Source organism: Bradyrhizobium sp. STM 3561, assembly GCF_045571455.1.
Classification (GTDB): Bacteria; Pseudomonadota; Alphaproteobacteria; order Rhizobiales; family Xanthobacteraceae; genus Bradyrhizobium; species Bradyrhizobium vignae.
Map to the genome: position 1 here is coordinate 219,888 of NZ_CP120695.1, position 19,205 is coordinate 239,092.

Annotated in this window: 11 protein-coding genes; 9 read left to right on the forward strand and 2 right to left on the reverse strand. The window is 59.8% G+C overall.

Going from position 1 to position 19,205, the window contains the following annotated elements; translation table 11 throughout:
• Positions 1 to 120 precede the first annotated feature (120 nt).
• From P6U28_RS00925 to P6U28_RS00950, 6 genes are all read left to right on the forward strand, one after another.
• Positions 121 to 375 carry a hypothetical protein gene (locus P6U28_RS00925; RefSeq protein WP_407123216.1) on the forward strand — a complete coding sequence of 85 codons (255 nt, stop codon included), beginning with the start codon at positions 121 to 123 and terminating at the stop codon, positions 373 to 375.
• 2 nt (positions 376 to 377) lie between these two features.
• Positions 378 to 1,547, forward strand: coding sequence for a Wadjet anti-phage system protein JetD domain-containing protein (locus P6U28_RS00930; protein WP_407121478.1), 1,170 nt, complete (start codon positions 378 to 380; stop codon positions 1,545 to 1,547).
• 554 nt (positions 1,548 to 2,101) lie between these two features.
• Positions 2,102 to 2,560 (forward strand): hypothetical protein, encoded by a 459-nt coding sequence (locus P6U28_RS00935; protein WP_407121480.1) that lies wholly within the window; start codon positions 2,102 to 2,104, stop codon positions 2,558 to 2,560.
• A 627-nt stretch (positions 2,561 to 3,187) separates the two neighbouring features.
• Positions 3,188 to 5,023 (forward strand): hypothetical protein, encoded by a 1,836-nt coding sequence (locus P6U28_RS00940; protein WP_407121482.1) that lies wholly within the window; start codon positions 3,188 to 3,190, stop codon positions 5,021 to 5,023.
• Between the two features lie 360 nt (positions 5,024 to 5,383).
• Positions 5,384 to 6,682, forward strand: a complete 1,299-nt coding sequence (locus tag P6U28_RS00945; RefSeq protein WP_407121484.1) for a glycoside hydrolase family 28 protein — start codon at positions 5,384 to 5,386, stop codon at positions 6,680 to 6,682.
• Between the two features lie 255 nt (positions 6,683 to 6,937).
• Positions 6,938 to 7,918: a pectinesterase family protein gene (locus tag P6U28_RS00950; protein ID WP_407121486.1), complete on the forward strand. Its 981-nt coding sequence runs from the start codon at positions 6,938 to 6,940 to the stop codon at positions 7,916 to 7,918.
• A gap of 224 nt (positions 7,919 to 8,142) precedes the next feature.
• On the opposite strand, the gene P6U28_RS00955 is transcribed toward P6U28_RS00950, so the two are convergent.
• Positions 8,143 to 8,760, reverse strand: a complete 618-nt coding sequence (locus P6U28_RS00955; RefSeq protein ID WP_407121488.1) for a J domain-containing protein — start codon at positions 8,758 to 8,760, stop codon at positions 8,143 to 8,145.
• 2,774 nt (positions 8,761 to 11,534) lie between these two features.
• Between P6U28_RS00955 and P6U28_RS00960 the strand changes: the two genes are divergently transcribed.
• Positions 11,535 to 11,720 carry a hypothetical protein gene (locus P6U28_RS00960; RefSeq protein ID WP_122405210.1) on the forward strand — a complete coding sequence of 62 codons (186 nt, stop codon included), beginning with the start codon at positions 11,535 to 11,537 and terminating at the stop codon, positions 11,718 to 11,720.
• A 276-nt stretch (positions 11,721 to 11,996) separates the two neighbouring features.
• Here P6U28_RS00960 and P6U28_RS00965 read toward each other — a convergent pair whose 3' ends face one another.
• Complete coding sequence (locus tag P6U28_RS00965) at positions 11,997 to 13,823, reverse strand: NEL-type E3 ubiquitin ligase domain-containing protein (protein WP_407121490.1); 1,827 nt, start codon at positions 13,821 to 13,823, stop codon at positions 11,997 to 11,999.
• A gap of 739 nt (positions 13,824 to 14,562) precedes the next feature.
• Here P6U28_RS00965 and nopM point away from each other — a divergent pair.
• Together nopM and P6U28_RS00975 are read left to right on the forward strand one after the other, a co-directional pair.
• The gene (gene nopM / locus P6U28_RS00970) at positions 14,563 to 16,308 is read left to right on the forward strand and encodes a T3SS effector NEL-type E3 ubiquitin ligase NopM (protein WP_407123180.1); all 1,746 of its coding nucleotides are present in this window, start codon (positions 14,563 to 14,565) and stop codon (positions 16,306 to 16,308) included.
• A gap of 567 nt (positions 16,309 to 16,875) precedes the next feature.
• Positions 16,876 to 19,128 carry a hypothetical protein gene (locus P6U28_RS00975; RefSeq protein WP_407121492.1) on the forward strand — a complete coding sequence of 751 codons (2,253 nt, stop codon included), beginning with the start codon at positions 16,876 to 16,878 and terminating at the stop codon, positions 19,126 to 19,128.
• The last annotated feature ends 77 nt before the right edge of the window (positions 19,129 to 19,205 follow it).

Here is a 19,205-nt window from a genome sequence, read left to right on the forward strand (position 1 = left end):
GCAGGTGCCCATCTACGTCGCCATCGGCGCTTCGCTGGCGCCGTCTACGGCAGCGCCGAGCGCCGCACGGGCAAGCCCTCCGGCTTCGCCCTCGCTATGTTCGACGAAGCCTTCTCCAAGATGGACGGCAAGAACCAGCGGCAGATGATGAGCTTCTACAAGAACCTGGGGCTCCAGTTCGTGATCGCGGCGCCGTTCGAGAAGCGGGTCGCCGTGCTCGAGCACATGGACACCATCGTGGAGGTGGACCGCATCGGCGAACAGTCCAGGGCGACAGTGGTGGAACTGAAAGAGAAGGCCAAGCGCGAACTGATGGCCATCGATCCGGATTTGATGTCCGAAGATGAGCTCGCCAGCCGTCTGGCCGCCGAGTAGTCATGGCGCGACGTTTCACGGACGCGATCGGCCTGCTGAACGACCTGCTCGACCGTTTCGAGGCCGGCGCCGCAAGCCCAATCGCCCACCCCGACTATTCCGCTTTCTCGTCGGTAGTCGCGGCGGACGCTTTTCTGAAGCAGATCAGGATAGCCGAAAGTGCCGGCGCGGTGTCCATTGGCTGGGGCCGCGGTGCCAAACGAGACCAAGTGGCGCACGTGCGGTTGGCCTCAGCGGAGATCTTATACCGATATCTCGACCGCACCCCGGCGTCCCGCATCGCGGAGGACGCCGCCGCGCGGCTTGTAGCCGGCGTGGCGCTGCACGAGTCCCTGAAGAACAGTGGCTCTCAAATCGCAGAGGTGTGGGCGCGGGGTAAGACGTGGCACGGATTCGGTTCGTCCGACGTCGACACGCTGCGCCACGCATTCGTTCTCGCGCAGGCGATCCTCGATAACAAGCATCTGGACGTCGACTACAAAACTTTCTCGCGACGCACGGTGGGGCACAGCAAGATACTCGAGCGCATCGAGGGTGCCGTAGTCCGGCTTTTGAGCGGCATAATGGACTTTCCGCCTGGCGCCCGCCCCCGCGAGGCACTGCGAGCGATCGGACTGGAGCGCTTCGCCCCGCCGCTGCTGATCGCGGGCAAGATCGACCTCGATGGAGCCGACCTGTCCGGTATCTCTCCGCATTATCTCGGGATCAGTCCCAACGAAGCAGATCGCGTCCGCTTCCGGGAGCCGCCGGCCTACGTTCTGACGATTGAAAACTTCGCAAGCTTCAACCGGCACGTTGCCGAGGCGGACCCGGGCCGATTAGGAACGACCATGTATGTCGGCGGGTACCCCTCGCTTGCCACCAAGCAGGCGCTGCGGACCATCGCAGGATTGGTATCCGAACAGACGCCGATCTTTCATTGGTCGGACATCGATCCGGACGGCACCTGGATCTTCCACACCATCGAGCGCGCCGTCGATCGACCGATCCGTCCCCATCTCATGAGCGTCGAAGTCGCCGAGCGCTTGGGACAAGTGCCCGTCAAAAAATCGGCACCCGCTCGATGTCCACCGAACTCCGGTATCGCGGCTCTGGCAGCGTACCTGGCGGAAGATGGAGCCAAGACGCTCGAGCAGGAAGAACTCGATCCAGTCATGCCAGAGCTTCATTAGAAAATGCGCGCGGATCAACGCGGTGCCGATCCCGATGAGCTTGCTCGGTCGACGATCTCCGTCGGCCTTTGTGAACAACACCTGCGTTCCGCAGCGCGAGAAGGCCATGAGTAGGGCGGCTCCTTGCCGTGCTTCGACCCAACCCACCAATCAAAAATGGTGAGAGCATTCTCGCCGCCGCACGCAAAATCTTTTCTATTGACCGCTGCAATAGTGAGCGCTGCCGTGGACGTCGTGCTTGCGGCTTCGGATGTCTCGTTCAAGACGTGGTTTGTTCAAACGCGACAACAGCACCGGAAAACCGACATCGTTTCTTCATAAAATGCTCAGCCGGCATTGGCATGCCGGTTGCTTGAACATGTGACCAACCACTTCTGACTGTGATGCTCGTTCAGCATTCGGGCGAGGTATTCAGATGAACTTGCACTTGATCGGTGGCAGAGGTCTCCTGATGCGCTTTCCAAACCATGTGGCTGCGCCGCGAACTCTGCCATCTTCGGATCGCGCTCCGGTTTTCCGGGCAGAATCCGATTGTCTTGTAAAGGGCGCAGCGAATGGCGGTCCTCAACAAGATGGTTCAGGCCAACGTAAATGCGTTATACCTCAGGACCATGTTTGCGCCACTTTTGGCCCGGGCTCAAGTGCGGGCATCTGCGAGATGCCGAGCCTGGGTTGGTGGAGCTAAGCGGCGGCCTTCAATCGGTGCTTTCCAGCCGGTCAATGAGTTGATGCAGCGCGATTGGGATCTCGAGAAAATACTCAGGCAACAGGACGAGCTCAAGGTCAAGCTGCTTCACGCTCAATCGGTTGTCGCCGAATGTAAGGCAGGATTGGCGGATCTGGAGCGAAGGCTTGAGCGTCGAGCGGTCTCACCGTCGATAGATGAATGCCAGCGCAACTCTGCGGCAATCAATTCAATACGTAAAAGACGACCGCGCACATCCTCAAGCGTCGATGATCCTATTGATCAGAATGCTGGTGCGGCGTTTTCGAGTCAATCATGGGATCGCTGAAAGCTGCGCGCCGGACTTGGCGGCGAACGTTTTTGTCGCGGAGTTGGTGAAGATTTCGAGGCGCATAGGGTTGCGAGCCCGGCGGACGTACCGGATAACGGGGGTAGCCCTGTCGAGAGGCTCGTCTTTTGGGTTGCCCGCGGTGCGTTGGCCAGAGATGCACGCACATCCGGACGTAGCGCCGCGTTTTAGGCTAGAGCCTCCTTTTTTGGGGGCTGCTCACGTGATGTTCTGAGGGAATGTCAAAGCTCTCCACCTTGAGCCAGCCAGTTCCGTTTTGTCCGTCTTAAGGTCTTTCAATTTACCGCCAGACGTGTCTGGAGCGCGAGGGGCGCTTCAATGACACGATGGTCCGCTATGGCATGCGGGTCACGGGCGTGTGCTGACCGCGGGAGCCGACCATGTCTCATCCGACATTGCGTGGAGGATGACGAGAACTCGCTGACTATGTTCGCAAATGATCACGATGCCATCCGAAAGAGGGAAGGCACGTCAGTCACCTAAATTCGTGAGAACCCAAGATAAAGGGTTCCCGGCGAATGCGATCTGGGGCCGTAGCCTCGTCAGCTTCTGGAAAGCTTCTCCGAATACGGACTGACCCAGTGATCCTTGGTTGAGGAGGCTGGCATGGACTCGCACGATTTCGCCATATCCAATGCCGCACCTCCGCCAGAGGTACAGCACGGCGTTCCAGACGATCAACCGAACCAGGCGGGAGCAGACGCCTTTGAGCAGCAACTAGATGCGGCGCGCGCGGTCGATTCCGCTGACCTTCCCTGGCGCCGCGGCCGTAAACCGCCGCCAAATGTGTCGCGCGCGGATTTTGATTACATTCACGAGATGATGAGCGGCGTCAGTGCTCGCCGAAAGCTGTCGCCGTTGACGGCCGAGAAGTATACTTTAATGCTTTACAAGATGGCGAATTACCTCGGCGAACGCGGCCAGTCGCTCGAGTCCAGTGATGATAATGCACTAAATCAGCTCTCTGACACCGTGTTCAGGGAGAATAAGCACGTAGGTATAGCTTTGCGGGCGCTTCAAGAACAGCGCGGAGGTTCAACTGTAGTCAGGGTCAGGCGCGCGCGTGCCGCCACTTCGATGAGTACTGGCCGCACACGTGTTGCTCCAACTAAAGTTGATGCGCCGCTTATCGAAAGCGTCATAGACGAAGGTAGCAAGAGCAAGCACTGGGCGCCAGCTACCGTCCAGCATCATGACACCACCCTTCGCAAGCTGTCGAACAGTCTCGCCGAGCGCGGCGAGACGCTTGCCGGAACAAGCGATGAGGCGCTGTACGACTATGTTAAGGAAGCCTTCCCGAAGAACTGGAAGAGAATGACAGGTTCGCTCTGGGCGCTTCGCGAGCATCGAGCGGGCTTGGCCCGTTCGGAGCATGGGCCTTCCGCATCAGTCGGCCCTGACCAGGCCAAAAGCAGCGCCGGCGCCGGCTCGCCAAGGTTGGATGTCATCCCGGAGGCGCTTTGGCGGCTCCTCGATGATGACGATGGCCACGAGCCGTCCGTCATGGCCGAGGATCCCGAACTTCTGAGGCAGGAACAGGAGCTTCGCGACCAAATCGACGGCGGGTGGGATGATCAATCCATCCTTCAGTCGGCTTCCACGGGTCGAGAGCAATTCATTTCGGATCCAGAGGATCTCACGGACCGCCCGGCGAAACGCAGGCGAGCACTGGAGAGCCAATCAGTGCATTCGCCGGTCTCCGTCGATCCAGGGGAGCTCACGTTGGACGCCCGGCAGTTTGCTCCCGCGGAGCCTTCCCAGTTCTTGGCTAGTGAGTCTGCGCAGTTGGATCCGGATCCGCTGGCCGATGAGCTCGCAGCCCCGGCAGATCTAGACGCCTTTACTTTCGCGCCCCTGCCGCTTTCTCCGGGGGAGCTGTCGCGGCTGTTGGATATTGAACCCACGACGTCGCAGCCACATCGGCTCGCACAGGAGGCCGCAGGCTCGATAGATCCAGAAGCTTCTGTCATCGCTCCAGCGCCCCTTTCGCCTGGGGAGCTTTGGCGACTGCTGGATGATGAATTCACACCACCGCTGCCGGATCGGCTGTTCGATCAGCACTCCGGCTCGACAGATCCAAACCTTTTCAGTTCCGATTCCTTACCGCTTTCTGCGGGGGAGCTTGGTCGACTGATCGATGATGCGCCTCCACCGGGCGGAGTGGACCCGTCCTCCGGCCACATGCCGTCGATGACCAATACCGCGGCACGGGAACTCGAGTACCTGCCATTCTCAACAGGCGAGCTCCGCGGATTGCTGGACCATGGGCCGGTGTCGTCCGACCTGGATCAGCCGGTCGGCGATCTGCCGGTTAGGGCTGATCCAGATGCATTCATTATATTCAACGAGGGGCAGATGTCGCCAGGAGAGCTTCGGCGACTGCTTGAACATGAGCCGGCGTCCTCCGATCACGCGCCTCGCCGGTTGCCCAGCGATTATTAGAGGACACAAGCCATTGTCGCAGACGCTCCGAACTCGCTATCGCGACCACCTGACTTCCCGGAAAAGCCAACGCCGCATTTAGCTCGTATCGAGCGCGTCGCCCGCAAATCTGGACCAGTTGGGCACTCAATCAGTATGAGAACGCTGAGAATCTGTTTGGATTTGGAGATCGCACAACGATTGATCGTTTTCGCGCATAGGCAAGGTGCTACTGCGCGATCGCAAGTCCAGGCCTCTGCTGCGTCTTATAAATGTCAACTTGCGCGGGCCAGTGACGTGCGCGGCGGCTCCATCGGAGCCAGCACTCATTACCAGAACGGCACGCGGCAAGTATGCGCGCGATAAAGCACGAGCAGCTCGATGACAAAGCGTTTTCGCAACTGGGCCCTATCGTCCATACTCGTTTCCATGATTGTCTGCCCCGTCGCAAAAGCGCAAGACCGCCGGGCGATCGCCGAACCTGTTGCACCTCATACGGTCTGCGATCGCCCTGTGCCTTCCGGCAAGGACGATACAGTCAGCCTACAGGACGCCATCGAACATTGCCCCGCTGGCGCTGCAGTTTATCTCGGGCGCGGCGAGTTTCACTCAGGTCCACTCGAGATGAAATCGGGTGTGACCTTATGGATCGGACGCGGCGCCGCGCTGATCGCCACCCCCGAACCAGCTGCTTACGACAAGGGCCGGGGACAATGTGGTCGCATCATGGGCAAGGGCGACGGTTGCCGGCCATTCATCAGCTTTTCCAAAACACGTGGTGGGGGCATCTACGGCGAGGGCATCATCGATGGTCAGGGCGGCGCAATGATGAGCGGCGGCGCCGAAACCTGGTGGCAGCTGGCCCGCCGCGCGCAAGCTGAGGGCGGCAACCAGAACGCCCCGCGCTTGATCCAGATCGATCATGCGCAGGACATCACGTTCTCTGGTATCACCTTTCGCAATGCCCCCAATTTCCATGTCGCGATGAACCGGGTCGAAGGTGCCACTTTCTGGGGCCTGACCATCGATTCACCGGCGGATGCGCGCAATACCGACGGCATCGACCCCGGCGCGAGCCAGGATGTGACCATCACCCACAGCTTCATCCGCACGGGAGACGACAACGTTGCCATCAAGGCCGGCGACAATGGCTCAAGCAGCCATATCTCCATCCTTGATAATTATTTCGGCTGGGGGCACGGCATGTCTATCGGCAGCGAGGTGAATTCCGGAGTTAGCGACATACTGGTGCGTAATCTGACGCTGGACGGTACGACGTCTGGCCTGCGCATCAAGAGCGATGTCAGTCGAGGCGGTCTGGTCGAGCGCGTGACTTATGAGAACGTGTGCCTGAGGGGAAACCGGTCGCCGGTGTCGTTCGATGCAAAATATGATCCGCGCGCGCAAGGCACGAGGATTCCGGTCTATCGGCAGATCGTTCTGCGCCATGTGCGTGGTGACAATGGTGTGCTGCTGATGCGCGGCGTAGACGAGCGGCATGCCCTCGACGTTGCACTCGAGGATGTTCGATTTGCTAATTCCGCGACTTGGCAACTGGAACACGCGAAGGTAACCGCAAGTGCCTCTGACGTATCGCCCCCGCTGCCGGGACGAGCCACCGAACCGCTGCCGCGCGGATCGGAAGCATGTGCCAGGGCATTCCGCGACGCACACCGCTAAGCACGACACCCGGCGCCGAACCCGGCTGGTGACTTGCGCATCGGCAGGCCTAAATCGCTCGTGTTGCAGAACCTCAGGCTCATGTCCGGTACTTCGTTGCGGGCCGCCGCCGGGTTTGCAGGAACGCACGAGAGTTACGTGGGGTTCTGGGCTGGCGATGAAAACGTGTCTGATCATGCACAGCGGCTATCCCGCAGCGGTATCTTATATCGACTGCGTCGAACGTGCCGCGAGCTCAACGAAGAGTGAAATCACATGCGAATTCTCGTGCCTTCCGCTGCGCTCCTGGCCGTGTGTTTCTGCATCCCGGCAGCCTACGCTGAACCACTATTCGTGTCGCATGCCGAAAATGCAGACTATCGCTCTGTGCAGCAAGCCATCGACGCCTTGCCAGCGGAAGGCGGAAATGTCCGGATCGCGCCGGGCGTCTATCGCGAGAAGGTCAAAATCTCCAAATCCGGTATTCATATCGAAGGGACTGGCAGGAGGCCGGAGGATACGGTCATTGTGTATGGCGACGGAGCGATCAATGTAGGAGGGACCGCTCGTTCGGCGACGCTGGATGCCGCTGGCGATGACTTGCGGATCGAGAATCTGACCATCCAGAACGACTACGCGCTCAATCCGGCCAATCCGCCCTCTCAGGCGGTAGCACTGTCCGTTACCGGAGACAGGGACGTCGTTACGCGCGTCCGCCTGCTCGGTGCCCAGGACACGCTGTTTGCCGGCAAGGGACCAAATGGCAGAATGTCACGACAATACTTCTCGAACTGCTACATCGAGGGGCATGTCGATTTCATATTTGGCAACGCCAAGGCCTGGTTCCGGCAATGTGAGTTGCACGGCCTCGCAAATCAAGCAGTCATCTATACCGCTCAGAGCAAGGCAGCGCCGGATGAGGACAGTGGGTATGTTTTTGATCATTGTAGGCTAACTGCCGACCCTGCTGCGGGCTATATCGCACTTGGCCGTCCTTGGCGGCCCTACGCCACAGTGGTCTTCCTCGCGGCGAATATAGATGCCCCCGTGATCGCGGAAGGGTGGCGCGAATGGACGCCCGGCAAGACCAATACCTTGAGAACAAGCTATTATGCTGAATACAGATCCTTCGGCGTCGGGGCGAACCCCTCAGGCCGCGAGCCTCACTCCCATCAACTGACAGATGGTGAAGCTGCAAGATGGTCCCTGCGCGTGTTCTTCGGAGGCGCCACGGATTGGCTGCCGAGGGAACGATAAGGATGGAAGGCAAAGCAAGGGTGACGAGACGACGGCGATCGTGAGATGCATGACGGAGGAGTGCGATATGAAGGCGGCGTGGGCTGTTGCCGATATCGCGCCGGGGCCATATTTGTGGGTGATCAAAAGCCTCACTGGACGGTTACGCCAGAGAAAAGCTCTGGATGTCTCCGCCCTCCATTTCCGATGAGCCGTTGAGGCCCGCTGAGATGTTCGGGCTAGCTCTAGCGCACCACGGTCTTCAGGTACTGGTAGGCCTTGATGATCTCGACCAGGCGATCCTCCGTGGAGCGGTCGCCGCCATTGGCATCAGGATGGTGCTGCTTGACCAACGCCTTGTACTTCGCCTTGATATCGCCGAGCGTCGCATTGGCATTTAGGCCCATCACCTGTAACGCTTTGCCCTCGGCATTGAAAATCTTGCGCGCTTCAGGCTTGACCTTCGCGCGGGGGCGGGCACCGGCGCGTCCGTTCAGCTCGAGATGCGTGCAGAGGGCATGCCAGTCGTCCTCGAAGTTGGCAGTGCTGCCGGTCATTTTGTGCGCGCTGATGTTCTCGCCTATCCTCCAAGTCGGACGATGGCCGGTCAGCGCGTCCTGCTGGTAACGCGCGACCGCTTCCGCGTCCATTCCCGAGAAGAAATTGTAGGACTGATTGTATTGGCGAACATGATCGATGCAGAAGTGCCAATAAGCGCGCACATTGTCGCGGCCCTTGGGCGCGGGATGGGTAGCCTTGTTCTGGCAGCCAGGCCATTCGCATAGCGGAGCGGGCTGGCGCTCCTGCGCTTTCTGCTTATTGATGCGAATGGAGTCGAAGATTTCGGATGTGTCGATCAACATAACCTGGCTCCCTTGGCGGAGCGGCAGTTAACAGAGCCGCTTCTATGCTAGAGACTTGGTGTACACGGCAAGTCGGGTCTGACTCGGCCTTCGCGTCTAGTTAGTGGCGTGATGTAGCGGGCCCTTCCCAGCAATTGACATGCCAGGACTTGCGAAGTTGATTCAGACCATCATCTCTTTGAGGTTTCAGATCGACTCAATCGAAATTGTCTGTCGGGTTCTGCACATGGAGGTCTTGAATGGGACGGGGTGAGTACTCTTCGCCAAGCGAAGGCACTGCTCGGCCGGTATTCTGCGCAACGACGGAAGGCGAGTGACGTCTTCTGAATCGTCTATCGAAGCTTGGAAAGTCTTCCGTCTTGCGTAGCGAAACAGAAAGCGCTTTGCCCCGATTTGAAAGGCGTGGCGGAGCTGCTCGTCCGCGGATCAACGCAAGTCACAGCGTTTGCCCGCCGCTGACGAAGCACTCTGCTCACCAGCCTACCCAGCAAAGTCTAAGTCGGAGCGCGTGGATGCTGGCGCTGGCACGGCAGCCGGGATGACAGGAGGTGCGTGGAAAGGCGCTGCGAACCAGGAGATTGCTCGCAATGTGCAGCAGTCGGCAACTGGTACGACCGAGGTCGCTACCAATATCGCCGAAGTCAATCGAGGTGCGGACCAGGCGGGCACCGCGTCAACGCAAATGCTTGCCGTTGCCAGGCCCTCGGCTGAGGATAGCAACCGTCTGAAGCTGGAAGTGCAGAGAGTCCTGGCCACCGTAGTGGCGGATTAGCAAAGCTTTGACGCTCCTGAAGAAGCCCTGCTCGAGTCCGTGATGTCCCCTTACCTTGGTCGGATGTATTTTCCTCTGCGCCTCTTGGGCAGCGCGACTGACGAAGAAGAGCGCAAGAGGGCGCGAGATCAGCAGCTGCCGACAACAGGTACTCCACCTCATACAAAGCGCCGCCCTGCTTGAAACGGGGCCCCCTGCGAATGGGATGATTGCCGCTTTTCGTCAGGTCGCAGTCAAAGCCAAATGGCGCGGTGCAGAACGTTCGCGGCAGCTCCGAACGTTGGTGAGGCGACATCTGTTACTTTGCGTCTGATGGCTCCAGCGGCATCGATCGCACGAAAGCGAACCTGCCGGAATGCGTCCAGGTCGCCATCAGCTCGGCTGGCCTTCACCTACAAGGGTGGCCAATCGATAGGCCTACAATAAAGTCCCCTGCGGTTGATCTCGGCAAGCAGACTGTCGGCGCGGTGCCTCGCCGGAATTCCAACAAGCCGTGTGCCCGCTGCCGCATCCGCCGCCACCTGATCACGAATGAACTCATACATCCGAATAATGAAATGGTCGGAAAGGCCTGTGAAATCCTCCTCCGGCCCCTTGGTGCTTAGTGTAAAATCCACGTGATTATACTCCAACTCGCCCAAATTATCCCTGCAAGCCAGGCGATCACTGCGATGGTGGCAACTCCAAGGAATCCAATAGGAACCAGCTGATTGCCATTTCGCCGACGCTCGTCTGCATTCACGGTAAAGTCCCGGCTACCAAGTCTGGTCCTCTGCTCGTTTGCAAATATCGGACCTTTCATGCCTCGACAAACATCCCCGTCGTTAATCTCACTCCTCGATTCTTAAAGGTGGGTCGGCGATCTCCCCCGAACAAAGACAGTCAGTCCATTTCAACGATCTCAGGCGCGAGCTCTGCCGCCGCCCGCCGGCCGACCTCGGCCGTTCCCAAGAGTCTAGGTATGCTGTGAACGAGTAGCTGCCGCACCCGCGTAAAAGCCCGAGCAGCAGCCCCTAACCATTTTGATAATCGAAATTAATCTCTTATCTGACTCCCGGTAAACGCGGATTCACACACGTTAAGCAGGCTTGGTCCACCCGCTCAGTTTCGCTGCTTCGAGCCTGCCGATTGCGGCCGCGCGACTTGAATAGAACTCCGATCGATCCCGGACGTTCATTGCCCACCAAAGACAAGCGGCGGTACTATTGTGAGTTGCTGGCGAAGCCTACCCGTCGCCGGTCCCGTCTCGGATCCCGGGGCTTCACCACCCTCCCAGTGGCGCCCCTTGAGTTGAAGGCGCCTTTCGGGAGCCGCTCTCAGCGTCATATCGACGAGGACGGTCGTAAAGCCAGCACACGCAACCGCCTGAACTCGAATACAAGATTTTCGGCCATTGCAGGCAGAATTCGGATTCCCAGTCAGTCGAGAGTGATGGGCGGTCGTGTCGGCCCGTGACGGGCGAGCCTTTCCGAGATGCTGGCAGATTCGGCGACCAGGACAGGTTCAATGGCACGGATCTTGGTCCGGAGCCGCAGCTGAAGCGCGGCGGCTACTGAAGGATTGACCGGCATAGGCTGGAAAATCCTATCCTCTATAGCGAGCTTCATGAAGGCGGCGCGCGCCCCTATTTGCTGCCGCCAGCAGGCTCGATTACGAAGGTGTCCTTCAAAAGCGGGTACATCGCCCGCAACCGGCTTCGGCGCGCTTAGTCCCGGCAAGCACGAAGGCTCGGAGCTTGTCACATGGGGAAGGTGTCACGGGCGGAAATCGCGCAGCGCCAGCCAAGAACGCCAAGCCAAGGGAGACTGGGGTAAGCTCAATGAGTAACTTGAGTATGCAGCTCAAAATCCAAGCCGACGTTGGTCGAACCAACATTTGTTGCACCTTCCGAAGGATTGTTGCATGCGAGCTCGCTCACAGGTTTGAGCCGAAAATAAACATATGTTCCTGCACCGCGCAGCATGAAGGCGTACGATGGTTGCAATGGTAGAGGGAGGTTGCAATGGGATTGAAGCGCAGGCGGTTCAAGCAAACAGAGTCTCTGGAAACGAGATTGACGCAATTCGCACAGGATATGCGAGATCAAGCGGAGCGAAAGCCTTCAGGTGATGAACGCCGCGCCTTGCTGAAGCGCGCTCACAATGCCGATCAAGCCATTGATTTGGAGCGGCAGCTTCGCGAGCGCTAGGAGAGCCGGGGAGCCGACCGACGGATCGCGCGCATGACAAACTTGCCCAGATTCTCTAATCCTTCCGATCCAGCATCGGTTGCAGATTTCGTAGTCCAGAATCTCATCGGCCCAGAAGAGAGAAGGGCTTCGTTCACTGAAGGTTGGTCTCGACAATATCCGAGACGATCATAGCTGCCCGGCTGGGATACAGCGGCGAGCTGAGACAACGATCCGGGTTGAGGACGACCTGGGAGTGACCAGCCCGGAAGCTGCTCTAACACGGCAAAGCCCGGTTCATAAGGTGAGGCCGTTCTCATTGAGCACCTTATCTCGGAGAGCGCCCATGATCTCACGAGCGATTTCCCTACGGACTGCGGCACCCAACTCTAACTTTGCATCCTCCACAAGGTCAGCTTCGACCCCGATCAAACCTTTGTCGGTGAGCTGTTGCTGCAGCCGGCGTTCGAACTCCGTCCCCATTGCAGCAAGGAGCTGGTCGTGCGCCGTGGCGTGGTCTTCCGGCGCGATGTGATGCACCACGTCGTCCCAAGGTTGCCAGTCCACGGCCAAATAGTCGGGGAATTCCGCCGCCTCTCGGTTCCGCACGGATGTCTCTGCACTGTCGACGTCAGCGTCGGTCACACCGGAAACCGCAAAGAAGCGCATGTTGGGGGCGACGTGTTGCAGCCCCAGCCGCTCGCGAAGCTTATTTTGATAAGCAAGAAGGACCTCAATGGCGTCGATGTCTTCGACGTTGTTGCCCGAGCCTAACGCGTGAACCTTCTCGCGCGCAATTCTCTCCAGCGCGTCCAGGCGGAACATGACCCGCCCCAGATCGATGAGATCGGGAAGCCGGGCCTTGTTGTTATAGGCGCCGTTCTCGACCTCTGCGATGAGGCGTGCGGTCTGCATGCCATTCCAGGTCAAAGTTCTGCGATCCTCGCAGCTCTCGTTGGCGTCCAGGGCCAGTTGGAAGTAGCGCTTGCGCAATTCCGGCTTTTCCGCCACTTGGCGCAGATCATTGGCCACCGACTGCCGGAATTCTTCGTTGCCAGAGTTCACGGAGTCGAACAGTTTGCCAAGGAAGAGCGCGTATTCTCGCGCGCCCGGCTCTTCAGCAACGCGCTGCCAAGCGTCCAGTACCTCTCGATCACCCTCCTGTGGATTGCCCCGGAGCCAGTCTGCGACCGTTTCAATGAGAGCGTCGGCGTGTTCATCGTCTGTCTCGGACAATTCACTTTCGTCATTGCGCGAATGGTAGACGGTCGGACCGGCATAGCCCTCGGCGTGTAGAGCTGCATCCAGGTTCGTGAGCACCTGTTCGGGCAGAGGATTGTCGGTCAGAACTATGCTGCCAGGAGCCGTCAATCGCGTCAGCAGGTCGTCCGGTAGGCTCGTCAATTGGTTTTGGCCGACGTCGAGAAAGTCCAGCGAGGCAGGGAGGTGCCGCGGCAGACGCGTCAGTTGATTTTCGCTGACGTCGATAAACTGGAGCGCGGCCGGAAGGGCCTCCGGTAGATTGGTCAACTGATTGTGGCTCGCGCGGAGAAACTGCAGCGAAGCAGGCAGCGCCTCGGGCAGTTCCTGCAACTGATTGTGGCTGAGGTCGAGAAGCTCGAGCTCAGCAGGTAGGACCCCAGGCAGGCTCCTCAGCCGGTTGGAGCTCGCGTCGAGGGCTCTGAGCTCGGTCGGAAGTGCGGGCAGGCTGGTCAGCTGATTACCCCTAACGTCAAGACGCCGGAGCGAAGCGGGCAGGCTATCGGGCAGAGTGGTCAGCCTGTTGAAGGGCACATCAAACACAACGACAGCGCTCGGAAGTCTTGGCAGGCTTGTAAGGGACAGCGATTCAAGATCCAGTGTCATGGCCTCACCGAGAGCATTCACTCGGCGCACCGCTTCGTCCCGATCCTCGAGCGGGCCTACCTCCGGCTCGGCAGCCCAATTCTCAAGCACGTCGCCTTCGTCGTCCTCCGGGTGGGCAGAATCTCCGGAGTTCGCTGCGTGGCCTGTCACTACCTCGTTCCACTGCGCCGCCGCTTCGTTTTCCGCGCCCTCCTGTCCGGAAGATGCAGAAGGGATGTCATCGCCGCGCCGAATCTGCCCGGTCTCAAAAGGATCCATCCTCCCCTCCTCACGAAACTGAGTAGACTCAGCCCATGGTGACATGCTCCAGCACCTAAGAGACTTAGCTTTCGATAAGCTGACAAACTATCACCGCAAGGTGGTAACGATGGCATCGAAGCCGGCATGACTGTCGGTACGACGATTTTGAGCAGCGACTCGATCTCGACCGGGGGGGAGTTATTTCCAGCCGACACGTTTGTGCGGATCGCAAGGCAGTAGCGGCTTCAATCTAGGGTCCCAGAGCCGCGATGGTGCTTTATCTCAATGGCGGCCAGCGCACTCTGTTCGGCCGAGCAGCTCGAAACGAAGGGCGGCAGGTGGCCCGAGCGGCCAGGGCTCACGTGCCCTCTCAGATGCCGTGCCAGTCGGTGTCGAGCTGATCTTTGCAAAACTTGACCGTTCAGCCGCAAGCTGGCTTGCCTCTCTCACCAGTGGCAAACTGAGCAACTCTGAGGTTCTGCAGCGACACTCGTCAGCTGATCGACAGGTAGGCCTGCTAACGGCAGAAAACGCTACCCCGTTGACTGTCCTGCCGGACCTATCTGGTCAACGAAAGGCAGCAAGCTCACAGCAGTATCGATCGATTTGCCGTGCTCGAGCTCGTGCGAAGCGGTGCCCACTCAAGGCGGCCGGGGAGTCGCAGTGTACGTGCACCGGCTTTCGAATGATCATTGCAACCACCTGCTTCGCGAGCTTGAGAAGCGGGGGTATCTTTGTTCCGATGATGGAGAAATTGATGAACACGGGACAGGCACAGTGGAGTGCAGGTTCTTCCTCGGCCCCTTCTGAAGACGCGGACCAGGAAAGCTACCTCGGCGGCTTCAATCGTGCCCTAGCGAATTTGGTCGAAACCTTGACCGGGTATCGGACCCCAGCCTCCGCGCGCGCGCAGATTTTGGACAATTGGGTTGCCGAAGAGGGGCAGGGCGAAACGGAGAATAGGCGACACGGCCGCTCACGGATCAGGAATTCGGAAAACACAGGCTCGCGCTCGCTGGATTTGTCTTCGCTCGCACTCACCGCTCTACCGGCTGCCCTGCCGCCAAGGCTGCGGGAGCTGCGCGCCAGGCATAACGAGCTAAGCAGCCTGCCTGCCATGTTCCCACCCGGTCTCCAGCATCTTCTCATTAGCCATAATCGCTTGACCAGTCTGCCGGACAATCTTCCGGCGACGCTCTCTGAGCTGGAAGTCGCTGACAACAGCTTGACCAGTCTGCCGGCTAACCTTCCGGCCGGGCTCGAGATCCTGAACGCAAACGACAACCGGCTAACCAGCCTGCCGCACGCTCTCCCGAGCGGGCTCACCTCCCTTGCGGTCAGTGGCAATCAGTTGACTGACCTCCCGGAGTCCTTGCCCTCGTGGCTCATTGAATTCAATGTCAGCGGCAATCAATTGGCCAACCTCCCCGACCCTCTTCCGAGCACGCTCCAGTCACTCAACGTCAGCGGTAACCGGCTGACCAGCCTGCCTGAAGGTCTTTTAGATGCTCTTGTGCCGAATAATAGCCTCTACTACCCCCATCTGGAGAGCCTCGAATTGGGCGATAACGCGCTGCCGGACGACATCCTCGCTCATGTGGCGGCGGCTGAAGCGCCACCGCAGCTTGCGCAGCAATCCCTGCATGAGGCTGCCGCACACTGGCTCGCTGACGACCCGGCCACCCTGGCCGAATGGGAGCACTTTGCGGATGAGCCCGGCGCCCAAGACTACGCACAGTTCCTGGAGAGGCTGCGAGGCACCGTGAACTACGGCAATGACGAGTTTCGGCAGGCAGTGGCTAATGGTCTGCGGCATGCGGCCGCCAATCCGACGTTGCGCGAGCAATTGTTTGCGCAGGCTTCCGAAGCCAACACGAGCTGCGAGGATCGGGTCACCTTGCACTGGAATGGTATGCAGACCGCGCGCATCAACGCTGACGTCAAGGACGGGGTATATGACGAGCGCCTGGGCGATCTGATCCAGCGCGGCCGCGTCGCCTTCCGCTTGGAGGCGTTGGACGAGATCGCGCGCGACAGGATCAACTCGCTCGCCAGCGGCAACCCGAACGTAGACGACATCGAAGTCTACTTGGCCTATCAACATCGGCTGCGCGAGCCGCTGGAGCTCAGGCACCTCGCCCCTGACATGCGCTTCCTGGAGGTCGCTCACGTAAGCGAGGATGACGCGACGCAGGCGCTCAACCTGATCCGGGAGCGGGAAGCAAGCCAGTTTACCAACTACATGGCTAGCCGCTGGCAACCCTGGGAGACGGTGCTGAAGCGCATCGCTCCAGACGAACATGCAGCGATGCGAGACAGGGTGGTCGACGCCATGGGCGAAGAGTTTCAAACCCGCTTGAATCAGCGACTGGCCGAGCATGGTCTTCTGGGCGATCCGGATGCCGAGCGGGTGCTCGGAGCCCAAGTCCGAAACGAGATCGCTGGCGAGATCAAAGGCGAGGTCATGCACCGTGTGCTCGCCGAGCATGGCCTCGAACTATGAGGCTCCCAAGCCGCCGCAGAGAGTTATTTATGATTGCTCTGCGGCGGCACGTAAGGACAATCGTGAAGCCTCGCCCATCGCTGCCTACGTGCTTTGGCATCTTGGAACGTGCGCTGCCGTCGATCAGGGCCTTTCGGTCTTGCCGAGCGATGAAAATTCCTGCGCGCGAGGCGAGGGCGTATCTGCGTCCCGTCGAAAGCCGCTTCGGAACGAGAGCTCCCTGAATGGAAAAGTTGTGAGGAGAACCAAGGCGCGCAGCGCGGAAATCCTCGATTGTGGAGGCGCTGACGCAGCCGTCAGGTTGACGAGGCAGCTATCTGTTCGGGCCGTGATGCTTGTGTTCGACGCGCGATCGACAGGCGATCCATTGTCAGGTCGGTCGATGAATTTCGTCGCTCGAACTGGAGGCGGGAAGAGGTGCGGCGAAATTGGAGCGATCCCGTCAGCTTTTCGAAAGGTTGCGGCTACAACAATCGAGAATCTGGTTCTTGCTGAACGAGCTACTATCTGGCTGTAATCCACGCCTACGGGTTGCTGCAGGGTCTATATGAACATGAGGAGAGCAGGATGGATCCGGTTGACCCATTCTTCGATTCAGGAGCCTGGATGCGGGAGTACGCCGCCCTGCAGGGGCGGACGGGGCAGCGAGCGGGCAGCCCCAGCGAGCAGCGTGACTTTGAAGGGCGGCTCCAGGACTTGAATCTCGATCCGTCTGATGAGAGCAAGTCAAGTTCGCATGATCCGGTCCCCGCAGCAGGCGGTCGAGCAGTCCGGCGGGAGGATTTCGGCGGTTCGATGCGGGTGCCGCCGCACTCCGCTTTCAGGGAGAGTGCGCTAGGTGGCACGCGCCGGAGCGTAGACATTCCTAGCTTTCAGCTTCCCGCTTCGGCGCAAGTGCCGCAGTCTAGTTTGCGAGATGATCTGTTCAGCAGCGCACGTTACAGCGTTCCGGACGCAGAGTCTGCCGCCTCGACCAAGAGCGGAAAAAGCCGCGGATTATGGTCACGCTTCAAGTCGGGAATCGGCAAGGCCCTTGGCGGGAGCAGCAGCGGAAAGTCGTCGCGCGACACGGGTCAATCTGACGTCCTTTCGACGAACCTGCGAATTGACTACGCCAGGCAGCCGGGCCGGACGCGCGGGGTCAATTCGGCCGATGAGGAGCTCATTGAAGATTTCCGAAACAAGGCGGCGGGTAATCTCAGCGACGGCACCATTAAGAATGCGGCAGCCGATTTGCGCCATTTGAGCGCGCGCCTGAGCGACGCCGGCAGGCCCTCAATTGCCGATCGAATTCGCCGCGAACTTGAAAACGCGCAGCTGGAAAATCCGGATGTGGAAAACCACCAGCTCGAAGCGGAGCTCGATGAGGACGTCGACACTTACGCGAAGGACCGCGCCAGGCGCATCAAGGCGGCCCTGAAGAAGCTCCGTGAAGTCGGTGCCGGAAACGCCTTGGCAGCCGACGTCCGCCGGCTGGCTCCTCATGCTGAGGACGCAACCCTCATCCGCATGTGGGCGGCGGCGGAAAAGGCAACTGACAGGATCGATTCAAAGACGATCGACAGGCAAACTCGCCGCATGTTCAGGCTGAGTGAGTGGCTGCAGACGCATGACAGACCGCCGGTCGCTGGCCGACTTTCCACGCCTGCACTGGCTCAGGACGTTGAAGAGTACAAGCACGAGACCGGCGACAGCAAGATCAACGCTGATCTGGTCAGGCTTGGGCTCTATCAGCAAATCCTTGAGGCGAACAGGGCACTAGGATTGCCGCCTCCTGAGAACCTGGGTCAGCCTTCTGCGGAAGCTACTCGCCAGGCCCACTCGCCACAAGCGCTTCCCGCAACGCCAGCCACGCCGAGCGCGGGAGCTTGGGAATGGCTTGGAGAGCAAATGCACGGATCTGGCTCATCGATGTCGGCGCCGCAAAGCGGATGGCCGGCCGACCCGTCACAGCTGCTTCCCGCAACGCCTGCGACGCCTAGCGCGGGAGCCTGGGATTGGCTCGGCGACCAAATGCACGAACCTGCCTCGCCGGTGCCGGCGCCGCACTGGGCCGCACAAGCTCATCCGCCGCTCGAGCTTCCTGCCACTCCAGCCACCCCGAGCCAGGGAGCCTGGGCCTGGCTTGGGCAACAGATGCAAGAACCCGCATCACCTTCGTCCGTGAGGCCTCGATCATCAAACATCTATGGCGGTCTGGAGTCCTTCGTCAATCTGGATCCACCCACCCCCCACGACTTGCGTGACGATGCGCGCTCTGCGCCAGCACCTGAATTTGCAGCCGCCTCGTCGTTCGCAGGACCGCCGGGGGCGGCTTCGGAGCTGCGGGACATTGGAGCGATCGTCGGCGCCAACTGGCGGCACGGCTCGCAGGCGGCTTCAGACGTGCTGATCGATGTCTTGGGCAACATCAATCTGCTGCCAAACCAGTTCGGGCCAAGTCAGTTTGCGATCAATGGAGAGCGCTATTCGGCGACATTTGGACCGGGCGGTCGCAGGGATATTCGCCTGATCCATCACCCGCGCGCCGCTGGGATGAACGAAGCCGGGCCATCCCGGCCGCTGCATCGTCCACGGCCAATCGTAAGCGCAAGACAAACCGGGGAAGGTGCAGTCGATCTTGGCCATCTTATCCGAGGCGGCTGGGAGCATAGGGAGCGGTTCCTGCCGCCTTACCTCGTGCGCGTTTTGGAAGGCGAGGGCATCATGCCCCAGCCCGGGCGGCCGACCTATTTCGAGATCCGCGGAATGTCTTATAGGGGCGAGTTGGTGGAAAGCGAAGGACGCCAGCGCGTTCGCGTCTATCCCGAACCTCGGTGAAGAAGCAAGCTGGCTTCAATTCCAAATGCGCGGTGGGCAGCTCGCGCGAGACGTTCTACTACGTGGCGCTTGACTGG